The organism is Pseudoxanthomonas sp. CCNWLY206-1, assembly GCF_039710385.1.
GTDB lineage: Bacteria > Pseudomonadota > Gammaproteobacteria > Xanthomonadales > Xanthomonadaceae > Pseudoxanthomonas_A.
In genome coordinates this window covers 86,783-101,381 of the sequence record NZ_JBDKXI010000004.1, presented here as the reverse complement: position 1 = coordinate 101,381, position 14,599 = coordinate 86,783, and the positions used below count along the sequence as shown (strand labels likewise).

The following is a 14,599-nucleotide window of genomic DNA, read 5'->3' as shown; positions in this document are numbered from 1 at the left end:
TGATGTCCTTTCAGGATCAATGATGCGAAAGCCGGACGACCCATCGGTCGCCTAGCCATTGGAGAGCTTGGACGATGATCAGAAGTACGACCACCGTGACGACCATGACATCCGTTTGGAATCGCTGATAGCCGAAGCGAATGGCCAGGTCGCCAAGGCCGCCCGCGCCTACCACGCCCGCCATCGCCGTGTACCCGATCAGCGCGACGGCCGTCACCGTGGCGCCCGCCACAAGTCCAGGCAACGCCTCGGGCAACAGCACCCGGACCACGATCTGCCGTATGGAACCGCCCATTGCCTGCGCCGCCTCGATGACGCCGCGGTCGACTTCACGCAACGCCGTCTCCGCCAGACGCGCATAGAACGGCGCCGCGCCGGCCACCAGCGGCGGTATCGCGCCCGCGACACCCAGCGATGTCCCCGCCAGCACCACGGTGAGTGGCAGCATGACGATGAGCAGGATGATGAAAGGCACCGACCTGAGCAGGTTCACGCAGAACGAAACCACGACATTGACGGCCCTGTTCTCCAGGATCTGCCCACGCGATGTGGCATACAGCACCAGGCCCAACGGCAGGCCCAGCAATATGGTCAGCGCCAGCGATGCGCCCAGCATGATCAGGGTGTCGTACGTCGCTTGTGCGACGACTAGCGGATCCACGTTTCCAGTCATCATGCGATCTCCTCCACCACCACGCCCGCCCTTCTGAGTGCGTCCATGCCCGCACGTGCATGCGCTCCGAAGAAGGCGATTTCCATTTCACCGTATGCCTCGCGCCGGAGACGGCCGACGCGACCGGAAAGAATGGCGAAATCCACGCCTGTCTCCCGCGCGATACTGCTCAGAACCGGATGGAAAGCATCGTCGCCGATAAAGACCACGCGGGCGCGGACCGCGTCCGGAATCGCGGCCGCGGGCGGAACAGCTTCGCGCAGCAACGCATGCGCTTCCGGCGAACGGGGATGCAGGAATACCTCCGATACCGGCCCGGCTTCCACCACGCGGCCTTGGCTCATCACCGCCACGCGATCACAGATGCGACGCACGACATCCATCTCATGCGTGATCAACACGATCGTCAGGCCAAGCTCGCGATTCAACCGGTCAAGCAGCGCGAGGATGTCCTCGGTGGTTTCCGGATCCAGCGCGCTTGTGGCTTCATCGCATAGCAGTATCTGAGGCGCGCAGGCCAGCGCACGCGCGATCCCCACCCGTTGCTTCTGCCCGCCGGAAAGCTGTGCGGGATACTTATCGGCATGCGCGGACATCCCGAGCTGATGCAACAGCGCGTCGACGCGCGCGGCCACCTCGCCATGCCGATGGCCTTCCAGCTGCAAGGGAAGCGCGACATTGCCGCGGACGGTGCGGTTATGGAGCAGATTGAAGTGCTGGAAGATCATCCCGATACGGCGCCGTACGACGCGCAACTGCGGCTGCCCGAGCGTCGTGATGTCTTCACCGGCGATGATCACCTGACCGGCATCGGGACGTTCCAGCAGATTGATCGTGCGGACCAGGGTCGACTTGCCAGCCCCCGAGCGCCCCACCACGCCGAATATCTCCCCCCTGCTCACCGAAAGACTCACTGCATCCAGGGCGACACGGCCGCCCGTACCATCCTTGAAGCGCCTTGATACCTCGTTTAGCCGGACGATCTCGCTGGGGCTGTCATGCTCGACTTGCCTCATATTGTCCGCATCGCGATGCAGCCTGGGAGACGCAATTCCGGCGTGCGCAGACGCCTTGCGTACCAACGCTTGGGGAGTGGGGAAGTGATTCGCGGGATCATGGGACGGTCTTGCGGGGAGAAAGAGTGGCCGTCATACCGGGCCGGTCACAGGGCGGCGGCAAACAATACCGCAGCGTAGCGCAACTACAACATGTTAGCCAAGAATCCTGCCCGGCAGGGTTTGTCGGACCCGCGATGCTTAATGCTCGCCTTACTCCAACTCCGCAAAAAGGGATGTTTCGCGATGGAGAAAGTCCGACATATTGGCGTCAGCTAGATAGTTCGGCTGTCAGCCAGAAGCGGACAGGCGATCGCCAGTCATTACGTTTCCGTCGTCATTACCTTCTGGACAATCTTCCAGGTTCCATTGACTTTCAGACAGGACAACATGTCAGTGAAACGGCGCGGCGGAACCTGCAATTTCACCTGTAAAAGCGCCATTTCCCGGGTGACATCTACCGATAGGATCTGATCGTGGCGCGCTGAGCCCTGGTGCTTCGGAGCTCTGACTTGCCGAACCACTGCGAGCCAAGTCTCAAGCGGCGTCACGCTCACGTCGCCATCTTCGCCGATTTTCGTCACGGAGCCCGAAGGATGGAAAACCGACGCGAACTTTTCAGCGTCCATCTCATAGGCAGCATCGAAATAGACCTGCGCCATGGTGAGCAAATCACGAATATCGGTATCCATATAACTCCCAAATAGTTGCCCAGCCAAAGCCGATCCCGTACAGCGTGTTGCCACACTGCGCTCTTCATCGATGCTCGTTTTGACTAATCTAGATTAAGGATGTTTATGAAACTAGACCGTTTACGCAGCAGAGTCTCATGAGTAGTATTCATGATCATGAGAACCGGGCTGGATGAACTCGCTGTCTTTGCCGTCGTTGCCAATGAACGCAGCTTTACGCGGGCGGCGTTGCGGCTGGGCGTGTCCCAGTCCGCCCTGAGCCACACTATCCGCAGACTTGAGCAGCGGCTCGAGTTGCAACTCCTGGCTCGAACAACCAAGAGCGTTGCCCCCACCGCGGCAGGGGCAGCTCTTCTGCAGGAACTATCTCCCGCGCTTGACCAGATTGACCGCGCCCTGGATAAAGCCCGCAGCGTTAGGCACCGTCCCGCGGGACGCATTCGGCTGGCCATGTCACGGTCGGCCGCGGTGATGGTGTTGCTGCCAAAGCTCACCGCGTTTGCCGAGGCATACCCTGACGTGGTTCTTGACGTCGTTACGGTCACCGGTCCCGTCGACCTGGTGGCGGGCGAGTTCGATGCCGGTATCCAACTCGGCGAGTTCATTCAGAAGGACATGGTCGCGGTGCGGGTGACGCAGAAGACGCGATTGGCCGTTGTGGGATCGCCTGGCTATTTCGCATCACGAGGCATTCCCCGGCAACCAAAGGACGTGATTGATCATCGATGCATAAGCCTGCGTGTTGCCGGCGGTCCATATCGATGGGAATTCGAGCAAGGACGAAAGAAGGTCACGATCGTCGTAAACGGCCCACTCATCGTCGACGATACCCACCTGGTGATTCGGGCCGCACTCGCGGGAGCTGGCCTGGGACTGGCATACGAAGAGCAGGTTGCAGAACATGTAGCGAAGCGGCGCCTTATCCGTGTGCTGGAGGATTGGCTGCCGCCATTTCCCGGCTTCTTCATGTATTACCCCAGTCGCCTGCATCAGCCCGCCGCGCTCTCTGCGCTAGTGCAGGCGCTGCGCCTCTCTTAGCTCCCTCTCCTAGGCGAGGCATGACCCATGCCCGGTTCCAAGCTATTCATTCGCGGCGAAGCATCGCGCCATGCGCGGCAGCCGCTCAACGTTCGGTGCTGCCGATGTCAGGCGCCCCACCCTTGATTCTGGGGAATCCTGGGCCGCGCTGGTCATAGGCGCGATCGAGCAGGTTGCTGCCGCGCTGGAGCACCGGGCTGTCGGCCAGCGGCTTGTGCGTGGCCGAATACCCGCCGTTGTCGGCCAGCGGGGCGAGCCGGGGATCGATCGCCAGCGTGTCGGCAGGCACCGGAACCAGCGGGAATTCGATCAGGTTGTTCGCGCCGATCACCGAGCCCGTACGTGCGCTGATGTCATAACCGAATGGGCCGGCGACGCAACTATTGCGCGCGACGATGGTGCTTTCCAGATGGAGTACGTCGGCGCCCAGGGCGCCACGGACTTCGCAGGGTCTGATCGGGTCCTCCTCGCCCGCCCGATTTGTGATCTCGGCGTTGTAGGCGATGGTGCTGTTGTACACGTCGAGGGTGCCGGCCGAGTAGCCGGCGCTGTGGTTGTGCGCACGGTTGTTCGAGATCGTGCTGTCGATGATCGTGTGCTTGCCGCCAGTGTATGTGCCACCGAGGCCGAACCCGCCTCCGCTGCCGTAGTTGGTACCTCGCCAGAGGTCCTCGGCCACGTTGTTGGAGATCGTCGACTTATTGATCAGCAGGTTCGAAGGCAAGTGGTTGGCGCTCACGTGCAGCCCGGCGTCGTACGCGGCGCGATTGCGGTAGATGCGCGAATAGGTGACGCTCGCCCCGCGTTCGGCCATGATGCCGCCACCCAGGTAGCCCGTGTTCTGGTAGACCTGGCTGTAATGCAGCATCACGCGCCCTTTCGCGTAGATGCCGCCACCGGTACCGTCCTCCAGCGCCTCGTTGTCGAAGACGGCGCTCCAGGTCAGATGCACGTCGCCCTCCGCGCTGATGCCGCCGCCATAGGTGCGGGGGGCATCGATGAAGCCCTGCTGCAGGGCGCGGCACGAGTGCACCCACGCCTGGTGGAGCGCGACGTTCCCTTGCGAGTAGATGCACCCTCCGTACTCTGACTCGCCGAGGTCCGGGTTGAGCACTCGGCGCTGGCCGTTGGCGACCGAAACGTGATCTATCCGCAACGTTCCCGTGCCCGTGTGCAGGAGCACGCGGTCGCTGCGGTTGCCGTCGATGGTCATGCCGTAGCGCGTCCGACCCAGAATCGTCAGGCTGGCCTGCGGTACGGCGATGGAGCCGCTGGTGAGCAGGATCCTGCCGCAGGTCAGCGGGCGCAGGTCGATGACGTCGCCACTCGCGGCCGCCGCGACCACGGCGCGCAGACTCCCCACACCGCTGTCGTCGCAGTTGCCGACCACGCGCGTCGCGGCGTTCGCCGGTCCGGCCATGATGCAGGTGCCTGCCAGCAGCACCAACGCGCCGACGATCGACGCGGGCGTGGAATGTGCAATGCGATACATGACGCTTCTCCCTCGGCACACGCCGGCGTGCAAGCCCGGCTGATCGGTACGCATTTACGCCCCGTGGTGTCCGCGCGCCGTGAACTTCATCTGCCAATGCCACGCGGCGGGCGCATTCAGGCGCGCGTGTCATTCAGCCGCCGGCGACCGCGCGACGAACGGTCATCGGGCACTGACTGCCCGCCCTGCGGTTCCGCTGCACCGGCTCATATCACGCCACACTTGTTACTCCCGCTATTCACCTCGCAATCCTAATCTTGCTCACGACCGCCAAGCGGCAGATCACGTCAGAACGTCGTTTTCTGCTGGAAATTAGGAATTTGCGACATGCCAGGTATTCATCACGAAGTGCTGATTGGGGCTACGGCCGAAAAAATCTACGCCGCCATTACCCGCGAGGAAGGACTGTCGGCGTGGTGGACGCCCGGCGCAAAGGCAAAGCCTGAGCGCGGTAGCGTTTCACGTTTTGCATTTGGCCCGGATTACTTCAAAGAAATGAAGGTCACGACGCTAAAGCCATCCGAGCAGGTCGAATGGACCTGTATTACAGGCGTCGACGAATGGGTGGGGACCACCGTTTCTTTCGAACTGCACGCTGGCGATAAAGAAAGCCTGCTGATGTCTCATCCGGAAGCGATCGACCAGATACAACAAGCAAGAGGCACCGATACGGAAACACTCTTGATCCTTCATCACGATGGTTGGAAGGATTACACGCCGATGTTCGCCGAATGCAACTACACGTGGGGACAGTTTCTAAGGAGTCTGAAATTACTCTGCGAAACCGGCCATGGCCGGCCATGGCCGCATCAACATGATTCACGGCCATGAGGCACGGGGCCGCACCACTGCTCCACCATTTCGGTGATGACTATTGCGGGCACGGCCTGGTGAGCAGCACCTTTTTCCGAAGTACGAAGGCAGTCACCAGCGCGCCTGACGACAACCAACTGAGGATAGTGGAATGAGAATAACGGACAGAACCGTGCTGATCACCGGAGCCAATCGCGGCCTCGGACAGGCGCTGGTCGAAGAAGCTTTGAGGCGGGGCGCGAAGCGGGTATATGCCGGTGCGCGCCAACCGTTCGTTCACCCAGACGGCCGTGTCACGCCGTTGATACTGGACATCACCGACGCTGCGCAGATTCACGCAGCGGTCGAGAAGGTCGAGGCACTCGATATCCTCGTCAACAACGCCGGGGTGTGCCATTTCGAAGACTTCAGCGATCGTGCCATGCTCGAACGGCACCTTGCGACCAACCTGTTCGGCGCCTATGACGTCACCCAGGCCGCCTTACCGTTGCTGGCGCTCTCTCGGGGCGCCATCGTCAACGTTCTATCGTTGTCGTCGCTTGCTCCGTCGCCGTTCAACCCGGCCTACTCGGTCTCAAAGGCAGCCGCATTCTCCATGTCGCAAGCGCTACGCGCGCTCCTGGCCAGCCAGGACGTAAGCGTACATATCGCCTTGCCTGGACCCATGGACACCGACATGACGCGGGATCTGGATATACCTAAGGCTTCTCCGGAGTCCGCCGCGCGAGCCATCTTCGACGGAGTGGAAAAGGAGGAGGAGGAAATCTTTCCCGATCCGATGTCGGAAGCGATGGCGGATGGCTGGCGCAACAGCGCAGTCAAAGCACTCGAACGCCAGATGGCGGCGTATGTGGATGCAACACCCGTCATGTCATAAGCAACCACGACAGGCAATGCAGCTCAGAGCCCGAACTCCGTGAGCGATGGGCTGTCGTCCGGCCGTCGACCCAGCGGCCAGAAGAACTTGCGCTCGTCCGCCGATATGGCCAGATCATTGATGCTCGCGTGGCGATGCGTCATCAGGCCGTCGGCATCGAAGCGCCAGTTCTCGTTGCCGTAGGCACGGAACCACTGCAACTTATCGTCGTGGTATTCGTACGCGAAGCGGACCGCGATGCGGTCGCCTTCGTAGGCCCACAGCTCCTTCACCAGGCGGTACTCATGCTCCTGGCTCCACTTGCGCGTCAGCAGCGCAATGATCTGGTCGCGGCCTGTCGCAAACTCAGCCCGGTTCCTCCATTTGCTGTCCACCGAGTAGGCCAGTGAAACCTTGGCCGGGTCGCGACTGTTCCAGCCGTCTTCCGCCAGCCGGACCTTCTCGATCGCGGTCGCCAGGGTGAAAGGTGGAAGGGGTGGTCTGCTCATGTTCGATTCTCCTGGAAAGAATTGGGGAATAGGGATTCATCACGGCGCTTACGCGGGTTCGGCGCGCAAGCGCTGGCTCCTGAGTACGGGTTACTCGATACCTCGGTGCGTTCCAGCGCCGCACGTGGCGCCGTGGTTCACACCTCAAGCACGATCTGGTCGCTGCCTTGCGCGGGAACTGCCTGGCAGATCAGTACGTCGGCGTCAGAGTGCGGCGCACCAGGCTCCGACCCATACGTCACCGCCCCGCCTGCCAGATGCGTCCTGCAGCTTCCGCATGTGCCGCTTCGGCAACTGAACTCAGGCGACAAGCCATGAACTTCGGCGAGCTCAAGCAGTGATTCGCCACCCGGCTGCCACGTCGCTTCCTTCGCACTCTTGGCAAAGATCACCTTCACCGGCGATGTCGACGCGGGCGGCAGCGTGACCACACTGCCTTGCATTTCGCGCTGCAGGCTTGCCGGGCCAAAGGCTTCGGCGAAGATACGATCGTCCTGGACGCGCATCTTCTTAAGTTGGTCATAGAGCTGTTGCATGAACGTGGAAGGTCCACACAGGTAGAAGTCATAGTCGTCGAAAGGAAGAACCTTCCGCAGCGCGTCGATACTCACGCGCCCTTCCACGACGTAATCGTGTCCCTGGCGCGCCGACGGTTCCGGCCGGCTCAGTGCATGTATCACCCGCAAGGCCCCGCCGGACACCCTCACCAGTTCTTCGAGCTCTTGACCGAACGCTCTTTCCTTGAGCGTGCGAGCGCCATGGACGAAGTACACCGTTCGCATGAATCGGGTCCGCAGGCCTTCGTAGACGATGTGCCGGACCATCGCCAGCATCGGCGTGATGCCAATGCCTGCGGAGAGCATGACCACGGGGCGCCGCGAGCTCTCATCCAGATGGAAGCCGCCGTCCGGCAACTTCGCTTCTATCACCGAGCCCACTTCGACCGCGGCGTGCAAGAAGTCCGAGACCGCCCCATCCCGCTTGACGGAGATCCTGTACACGCCGTCCGAAGGTGCGGAAGAAAGCGTGTAGGTGCGGATCAGTGGCTGCGCGCTGCCGGTCGGCTGCACACGGATAGGCAGGTGTTGCCCAGGATGGTACGCGAGCAGTCCGGCTTCATCCTCCGGCATCAGATGGAGGCTGCGGACGTTGGAGCTTTCCTCGACGATCCGCTGCACCTTGAACCGCCGCCACTGATTGCCAAGCGCCTTTGCCTTGAGATTGGCGTCGGCTTCTTCCCATGAACCTGTCAGCAGGCTGTTGGGTGAGAACTCACGCAGACGGTACCGCCTGCCGATCGCACCACGACGAAGCACGGCCTTGACGACGGTGACGGTCCACAGGCGCTCCGCACCCTGGAATGCCGGGATCATGTCCGAATCCAGGTCGACTTTCGCCGTGCCCGTCAGTTGCAGCACCGTGCCGTTCTCCAAGTCCATGAAGAGCAGGCCGGCTTTGCCGGTTTCCAGGATGTTTCCAAGGGTGTTGAAGAACTGGTTGCCCGAGAAGTCCGGAATCGTCAGCGTGTTGTCTTCCACATGCACGAATCCGCCGCGACCTCCACGGTGCGACGCGTCCACTTGCCGCCGACCGGAATCGCCGTCCGGATCCGCATAACTGGCCACGAACAACGTGTCCGCATTGCGGATCAGCGCCAGCGCTTCTTCGTCCAGCTCGGTCATCTCCTTGCGCTCAGCCCGTTGATTCCCGACCGGCACGTCCTGCAACTCCTCGCGTGTCTGGATGTATTGCGGGCAGTTGCCGAATGACTGTTCGACGCCGATTTCGAATCCCGCGGCACTCAGGCCGGAAATTCGCCCGTTCATGCGGTTGCGCCGCCGGGTCGAGAACTGCAGTCCGACGATGCCGATGGGCGCGCCGTCGTGTATCAGCGCACTCACCGGATCATCGGATGACGGCAATGCCTGGATCGCCAACCGCCGGTTGCCGGCCGAACGCATGAACCCGCGCTTGCCTTCCAACAGGCCGGCCCAGGGCCAGCCTTCTTCGTCCACCAGTCCTACGAAGAGCGCGGGCAGTGATTCGAACAGTTCGATGTGCTGGTCGGGCATGTAGTCGCGGATGACCCGGCGACCGACGCTGTCCATGCGCTCGTCCACGCCCAGGCGGCGTTGCATGCGCAGCTCACCCGCGTGCCACGGAGAGGGAATGTGCGTATCGCCGTTGGCCATGACATGTCCTCCAAGTGCGCTGCGATCATGCTCGATCAGGCATGCGCGATCAGGCCGCCAGCCCCGCTGCTGTCCGCTGCATGGGAATGAAGCCAGGCAATTGCTCTATCCGTGCCAGCCACGCGGTGACGTTGGCGAACGGTGAGATGTCGACGTTGCCTTCCGGCGCATGCGCCAGATAGGCGTAGTTCGCCAAGTCGGCAATGGTTGGTGTATCGCCGGCGAGATACTTGCGATCCGCGAGTTGCTTGTCCAAGACCTGCAGCAGCGCCGCGGAACGCTTCTTGAGTTCTTCCGGCTCGTACGGCGCACCGAAGACCGTCACCAGCCGCGCGGCCGCGGGCCCGAATGCGACCGGTCCCGCTGCAACCGACAGCCAGCCCTGGACGCGTGCCGCAGTCGCCGCATCACGTGGCAACCATTGTCCAGAAGCGTCGTACTTATTGGCCAGGTACACCAATATGCCGTTGGAATCGAACACGACCACGTCCCCGTCTTCGATGACAGGCACTTGGCCGAATGGATTGCGCGCGAGGAACTCGGGCTTCTTGTGAGCGCCCGCCTTCAGATCCACGTCCACCAGTTCGTATGGCACTCCCAGGATGGAGAGGAACAGCTCAACGCGGTGGGAATGCCCCGACAGTGCGTGGCGGTAAAGTTTGATCGGCTTGCTTTCGGTCGTCGCCATGGTTGTTCCTTGGTAGTGGAGGGTTGCGGGTCGCAAACTTGCTGACACCGCATAAATCCAAGACTAGCCTCGCCGCAGCGTCATCAATATCCCAAAAGCCGCAATGCGCGATTGCATGAAATGAAACCCGGTGGAGATGGGATGTATTGAGCAAGAACGACGAGCGAATGAATCCGGTCGCTCGGTCGGATTAGACAAAGTGCCGGAGGGCAGCGAGCAGGCGGACGTCCAGGCAACGTGCAAGCCGCGACTCAGGAGCCTGGCGTCCTGAAGACCATCGGGATGTGCCTTGCAGGTTCAGTCGCGGCTGGAAGAAGCCTATCGCCGAGAAGAACCAGCGCCGGTGAGATGACTTTGATTCCTCAGAATATCGATCGCCAGCTCAGTAAAAATCCTCGCCGGGTGCCATGACTCACTTTGGCGCGTGTGCAGCATCAGGGTCCTGGCGGTCTCGCGATAACGCGGCAGGATTTCTTGCAGATCGCTTCGCATGAGTTCGTACGACCAGACTCTCGCCAAACCCATGCCGGCCGCGCACGCATGCAACGTCGCTTGGTCGGAATCGGTCCAGACACGTGGTGCCGCGACGAATCGAGCGGTCTCCATGGCGGACCAATGGGAACCCGCGTTCTTTCCGCGGATATCAATCAACCGGTGAGCCGCCAGGTCCTTCAGCGATTTCGGCGTGCCGTGTTTCTCCAGGTAGCGTTTGGCAGCCGCCGTGGTACGCCACACCTTGCCGATTACCGTCCCCGGGGCGGATGCCGGCTTGTCGCCAGCGATCGCCAAGACCACATCAGCACCCGGATCGGGAGCTTCGCGTGGGGATTCATGAAAACTGCATCGGACGGTTACTCCGGGATGTGCCGCGGCGAAGGCCGTCAGCACCGGTGCCAACGCAATGGCCGCCAGTCCCATGGGCGCAGCCACTTTCACCACGCCGCGAGCCTGGGGGAGCCCGGCCAATGCCGCTGCGTCCGCTTGGTCGAGCGCTTCCGTCACGCGTCGCGCATGAGCAAGGAACGCGACGCCGGCGTCGGTCAAGCGTACCTGTGCGTTGGAGCGATCAAACAGGGGAATCCCCAAACGCTGCTCCAGCGAAGCGATGGCGCGGGTAACCGAGGCTTGCGAAATACCCAGGCGTTGCGCGGCGAGCACGAACGAACCTTCATGTGCCGCGGCCTGCATGACGGACAACTCCTGCAAGCGGTCCATTAGGGCCTGTTAACGCTATTGGGATAGGCCACGTTGCTTCCCCGCCTTGCCAGCGGCTTGCACGCGGGCTCTTGAAAAGGCGACTCCTGGCGAGGCGGGGAAGCAACCCGAAGAGCCCGCCCCGTACTTGATACGGGGGCCGCAACGCAGTGCGCACGGGGCGGCGTCATCACTCGGGCATGTATCGACATATATTTCCTCCTTCTTCCTTGCCCCGCACGCACTGGATTGCGGCGTGGCCCATCCCAATAGCGTTAACAGGCCCTAGCTCGACAGCCTTGTGTCGGCGCGCAGGCTCGCAACACACATATCCACCAGGCTGCGAACCTTGCCGGCGGCGCGAGAGCCGCCTTTGAACATGATGCACACAGGCACCGGTGCGGGCAGGTATTCCTCAAGCACCGGCTCGAGCACTTTGTTCGCCACGTCCGACGCTACCTGGTAGGACAACACTCTGACCAGGCCAACACCAGCCTGCGCCAGCGATATCGCCAGGCCGTTATGGTCCACGCGCAACCGCGGTTCGATCCGCACCGACAGCGTGCGGCCGCGATCCCGGAACCGCCATTCCGTATTCTGGGTGATGTGCGATGACACCACGATCGAATGGCTTGCCAGATTTCGCGGGTGCCTGGGTCGGCCGTTGGAATCAAGATAGGCCGGGCTTGCCACCACCCGACGCCGGACTTTGGCAACGGGAGCGGCGACGAAGCTGGAATCCTTGGACGGCGCGATACGGAAGGCGATGTCCACGCCCTCTTCCGTCAGGTTCAACAGTCGATCGCTCAAGCGCAGGTCCACCCGCACGTCGGGGCGTTCTTCCATGTACTCCCGAAGCAAGGGCAGGACGAACAACCTGCCGAACAACACCGGCGCCGACACCACGATCCGCCCCTTGGCACCGGCGTGCGCAGCCCGCGCCGCCGCGGCCGCTCCTTCAAGCGCACCATCCAGCCCGCGGGTGTATTCCACGTATCTCCTGCCGGCCGCGGTCAGAGAAACGCCGCTTCGCGATCTATCGAGCAACCTCTCGCCGACCCGGGACTCCAGCGCCGCTATCGCGCGGGTGACACGTACCGGGGACACATCCAGCCTGCGCGAAGCCTCGGACAGGCGCCCTGAATCGACCGCGGCATGCAGGATTTCGATCTCATCGAAGACGTCCACTATCCCTCCGCGGCCATGGGTGGAGTTGAGCCGCTCCCTGGCGAGTTTGTTTCATTTCACGCAAGTCGCTGATGCAACTTCTGGCGTATTCACTTTGCTCCCGCGGGAGGATGCTTGCAACACCCCTACGGAGAAACCCTCATGAATCCTTGCGATTTCTTCTTCAGTCACTTGCTGTTCGCGCCGAGCGCAGCGCCTTACGGCCGCTCCCGCGAGGACGCGAACTGGGAGCTGGATGACGCCAACTGGTCCGCGATGCACGTGGGCGACTGGCTTGCCGTCAACGAAGAGACAGTGCGCCTCAATGATCGTTGTCCATACCTCGACTGATCATCAGCCTCATTGATAGACGTCGATAGCCGAATCATCGGATGCGCTCGAAGCATCGGCTGATAGATATCAATCGATTGGTCCAATGCCAGAAGCGGAACTCGATTACGATGATTCTGCTCATGACTAGCCTTTTTTGATTGGCCGAACAGTGTGTGAGGAACGAGCCGAGCGTGGTTCAACGCCCGAATCAAGCCGATCAGCGAAGCGCTTCGGTTCGAGTGAATTGTAGGCCGCAGAACACCGCCGCGCGAAACGAAAACGCCCGCGTTTTAGCGAAATGTGTCCACGCCAGTTCCGCTACGCCAGCGGCGATCACCGATCAGAGAACGAATCAAAATCCGGCAACGCGCCCCGTTCGCGTATCTCAGCGGTGGTGCCGAGACGTTTCACGTTGGCTTTATTGCCATCGAAAGCGGGCCAGGCGACGAGGCCTTCGCCATTCGGATCGCCGGTCTTGGCGAAACTGGTCCAGTAGCCAACGATCTCGCGGGCAAGCTGCCGATCGTCGGAACTCCACACGCGCGGATCCTGGTCGAGCTGATCGAAGACGTAGCGGATTTCGGCACCGTGGCCGGCCTGGCAGCCGTAGTTGCACGGGGTCGCGGGCTCGGCGGGCGAATGGACGAAATAATAGACGTAGGGCTTGCTTGAGCGCGCCTGCGCGTGCAGGTCCGCCCAGCGCCAGATCCGCCATCCCCAATAATCGCTGGTGAAGCGAAAGACAGACTCGCGTGCTTGCGCATCAGTCGTGGCGGGATAGTCCGCCAGTACTTTGGCCGATGGCGTGTGTCCGAGCATCCGGGCGAGCAACGCGCCATGGCCGGCGGCGGTGAAATCCGAGGTACCGAGGATTTCGGGCGCAAGGTCCTTACCCTCATCCGCATTCCATCCCACCAGGATTGGTACATCGTTCTGACAATGGTTGCGGTACGTCGTCTCCATGTCCTCAACCAGCAGGTGATTGTCGACGATCGTCCGCGGCGCCCAGTTCTTGCGGATCAGCGTGTCCGCATCGATCGCGCGCAGATCAGCCAGGTGCTCGGTGCCCAGTTGGTGCGCGAACGCCACGCCTTCCGCCTCTACCTGGGTCCGGTCGAACATCCAGTTCTCACTGCGATCGAGCGGGAGTGCGGCGTTGCCGCTTTCGGCGATGGCGCGTTGGAACAGCCCTTTGGCCAACGGCGATGCGACCAGCACCGCTACCGAGTTCGCACCCGCGGATTCGCCCATGATGGTGACGCGGTCAGGATCTCCACCGAAGGCCGCGATATTGCGCTGGATCCAACGCAACGCGGCGATCTGGTCCAGTATTCCCTGATTGCCGGAAGCCTTGGCTGGCGACTCCGCGCTCAGCTCCGGATGAGCGAAGAAGCCGAATATCCCAAGGCGGTAATTGAGTGTCACGACGATCACGCCTTGCCGCGTCAGCCGGCTTCCGTCGGTGCCCGCTTGCGAACCTGACCCGCCAAAAAAACCGCCGCCGTGAATCCATACCATCACTGGCAATTTCTTCGCTCCCGCCGGTGCCCAGACGTTGAGATAGAGGCAATCCTCGCTTTGCGGCTCCGATATCCATGGGACCGTCTGCCGGCAAACCGGGGAGAAAGCGCGCGCCTCCCGGGTCCCGGTCCACGGCTGAAGCGGTTGCGGCGCCCGCCAGCGGAATTCGCCGACCGGTGGCGCGGCATAAGGCACGCCGAAGAAGCGCGTAATTCCATCTGCTTGCGTGCCGGCGATCAAACCTTCCTCTATCCGGACCACGGGCGCGTTCGGATCGGGCGCGCGCGCCGCACCCTGGGCCGACGAGACGCATAGCATCAGTGTTGCGATGGCGAGCCATGAACGTAGGCGTGGATGCATGCTTGTTCCTCAGGTG

At 61.9% G+C, this 14,599-nt stretch carries 14 protein-coding genes; 4 read left to right on the top strand and 10 right to left on the bottom strand.

The window, feature by feature from the left end; translation table 11 throughout:
• Positions 1 to 16: 16 nt before the first annotated feature.
• The 3 genes from AADW18_RS10845 to AADW18_RS10835 form a co-directional block, all read right to left on the bottom strand.
• Positions 17 to 676, bottom strand: coding sequence for a methionine ABC transporter permease (locus AADW18_RS10845; RefSeq protein ID WP_337343399.1), 660 nt, complete (start codon positions 674 to 676; stop codon positions 17 to 19).
• Positions 673 to 1,689, bottom strand: a complete 1,017-nt coding sequence (locus AADW18_RS10840) for an ATP-binding cassette domain-containing protein (RefSeq protein ID WP_337343398.1) — start codon at positions 1,687 to 1,689, stop codon at positions 673 to 675. The genes AADW18_RS10845 and AADW18_RS10840 overlap by 4 nt, the downstream gene beginning before the upstream one ends.
• Positions 1,690 to 2,051: 362 nt before the next feature.
• Complete coding sequence (locus tag AADW18_RS10835; protein WP_337343397.1) at positions 2,052 to 2,420, bottom strand: nuclear transport factor 2 family protein; 369 nt, start codon at positions 2,418 to 2,420, stop codon at positions 2,052 to 2,054.
• 150 nt (positions 2,421 to 2,570) lie between these two features.
• Between AADW18_RS10835 and AADW18_RS10830 the strand changes: the two genes are divergently transcribed.
• Positions 2,571 to 3,458 (top strand): LysR substrate-binding domain-containing protein, encoded by an 888-nt coding sequence (locus tag AADW18_RS10830; RefSeq protein WP_337343396.1) that lies wholly within the window; start codon positions 2,571 to 2,573, stop codon positions 3,456 to 3,458.
• A gap of 85 nt (positions 3,459 to 3,543) precedes the next feature.
• Here the strand turns inward: AADW18_RS10830 and AADW18_RS10825 are convergent, their stop codons facing one another.
• Positions 3,544 to 4,950, bottom strand: a complete 1,407-nt coding sequence (locus AADW18_RS10825) for a choice-of-anchor Q domain-containing protein (RefSeq protein WP_337343395.1) — start codon at positions 4,948 to 4,950, stop codon at positions 3,544 to 3,546.
• A gap of 327 nt (positions 4,951 to 5,277) precedes the next feature.
• Here AADW18_RS10825 and AADW18_RS10820 point away from each other — a divergent pair, with 327 nt between their 5' ends.
• Both AADW18_RS10820 and AADW18_RS10815 read left to right on the top strand, forming a co-directional pair.
• Positions 5,278 to 5,781, top strand: coding sequence for an SRPBCC domain-containing protein (locus AADW18_RS10820; protein WP_337343394.1), 504 nt, complete (start codon positions 5,278 to 5,280; stop codon positions 5,779 to 5,781).
• Between the two features lie 154 nt (positions 5,782 to 5,935).
• The gene (locus AADW18_RS10815; RefSeq protein WP_337343393.1) at positions 5,936 to 6,640 is read left to right on the top strand and encodes an SDR family NAD(P)-dependent oxidoreductase; all 705 of its coding nucleotides are present in this window, start codon (positions 5,936 to 5,938) and stop codon (positions 6,638 to 6,640) included.
• Between the two features lie 23 nt (positions 6,641 to 6,663).
• Here AADW18_RS10815 and AADW18_RS10810 read toward each other — a convergent pair whose 3' ends face one another.
• From AADW18_RS10810 to AADW18_RS10790, 5 genes are all read right to left on the bottom strand, one after another.
• Positions 6,664 to 7,128: a DUF1348 family protein gene (locus tag AADW18_RS10810; protein ID WP_337343392.1), complete on the bottom strand. Its 465-nt coding sequence runs from the start codon at positions 7,126 to 7,128 to the stop codon at positions 6,664 to 6,666.
• A gap of 137 nt (positions 7,129 to 7,265) precedes the next feature.
• Positions 7,266 to 9,320: a pyridoxamine 5'-phosphate oxidase family protein gene (locus tag AADW18_RS10805; RefSeq protein WP_337343391.1), complete on the bottom strand. Its 2,055-nt coding sequence runs from the start codon at positions 9,318 to 9,320 to the stop codon at positions 7,266 to 7,268.
• A 49-nt stretch (positions 9,321 to 9,369) separates the two neighbouring features.
• Positions 9,370 to 10,008 carry a glutathione S-transferase gene (locus tag AADW18_RS10800; RefSeq protein ID WP_337343390.1) on the bottom strand — a complete coding sequence of 213 codons (639 nt, stop codon included), beginning with the start codon at positions 10,006 to 10,008 and terminating at the stop codon, positions 9,370 to 9,372.
• A 318-nt stretch (positions 10,009 to 10,326) separates the two neighbouring features.
• A complete protein-coding gene (locus AADW18_RS10795) occupies positions 10,327 to 11,223 on the bottom strand; it encodes a LysR family transcriptional regulator (protein ID WP_337343389.1) in 897 nt (298 codons plus the stop codon).
• A 264-nt stretch (positions 11,224 to 11,487) separates the two neighbouring features.
• Positions 11,488 to 12,390, bottom strand: coding sequence for a LysR family transcriptional regulator (locus AADW18_RS10790; RefSeq protein ID WP_337343388.1), 903 nt, complete (start codon positions 12,388 to 12,390; stop codon positions 11,488 to 11,490).
• A 141-nt stretch (positions 12,391 to 12,531) separates the two neighbouring features.
• On the opposite strand from AADW18_RS10790, the gene AADW18_RS10785 reads away from it, so the two are divergent.
• Entirely contained in the window at positions 12,532 to 12,720 is a 189-nt protein-coding gene (locus AADW18_RS10785) for a hypothetical protein (RefSeq protein WP_337343387.1), read from the top strand.
• Positions 12,721 to 13,035: 315 nt separating this feature from the next.
• Here AADW18_RS10785 and AADW18_RS10780 read toward each other — a convergent pair whose 3' ends face one another.
• Complete coding sequence (locus AADW18_RS10780) at positions 13,036 to 14,583, bottom strand: carboxylesterase family protein (protein WP_337343386.1); 1,548 nt, start codon at positions 14,581 to 14,583, stop codon at positions 13,036 to 13,038.
• Positions 14,584 to 14,599 lie beyond the last annotated feature (16 nt).

Excerpts from the sequence above, each read along its gene's own strand:
- AADW18_RS10845 (WP_337343399.1), bottom strand. The coding sequence starts at position 676 with ATGATGACTGGAAACGTGGATCCGCTAGTCGTCGCACAAGCGACGTAC.
- AADW18_RS10840 (WP_337343398.1), bottom strand. The coding sequence starts at position 1,689 with ATGAGGCAAGTCGAGCATGACAGCCCCAGCGAGATCGTCCGGCTAAAC.
- AADW18_RS10835 (WP_337343397.1), bottom strand. The coding sequence starts at position 2,420 with ATGGATACCGATATTCGTGATTTGCTCACCATGGCGCAGGTCTATTTC.
- AADW18_RS10830 (WP_337343396.1), top strand. The coding sequence starts at position 2,571 with ATGATCATGAGAACCGGGCTGGATGAACTCGCTGTCTTTGCCGTCGTT.
- AADW18_RS10825 (WP_337343395.1), bottom strand. The coding sequence starts at position 4,950 with ATGTATCGCATTGCACATTCCACGCCCGCGTCGATCGTCGGCGCGTTG.
- AADW18_RS10820 (WP_337343394.1), top strand. The coding sequence starts at position 5,278 with ATGCCAGGTATTCATCACGAAGTGCTGATTGGGGCTACGGCCGAAAAA.
- AADW18_RS10810 (WP_337343392.1), bottom strand. The coding sequence starts at position 7,128 with ATGAGCAGACCACCCCTTCCACCTTTCACCCTGGCGACCGCGATCGAG.
- AADW18_RS10805 (WP_337343391.1), bottom strand. The coding sequence starts at position 9,320 with ATGGCCAACGGCGATACGCACATTCCCTCTCCGTGGCACGCGGGTGAG.
- AADW18_RS10800 (WP_337343390.1), bottom strand. The coding sequence starts at position 10,008 with ATGGCGACGACCGAAAGCAAGCCGATCAAACTTTACCGCCACGCACTG.
- AADW18_RS10795 (WP_337343389.1), bottom strand. The coding sequence starts at position 11,223 with ATGGACCGCTTGCAGGAGTTGTCCGTCATGCAGGCCGCGGCACATGAA.
- AADW18_RS10785 (WP_337343387.1), top strand. The coding sequence starts at position 12,532 with ATGAATCCTTGCGATTTCTTCTTCAGTCACTTGCTGTTCGCGCCGAGC.
- AADW18_RS10780 (WP_337343386.1), bottom strand. The coding sequence starts at position 14,583 with ATGCATCCACGCCTACGTTCATGGCTCGCCATCGCAACACTGATGCTA.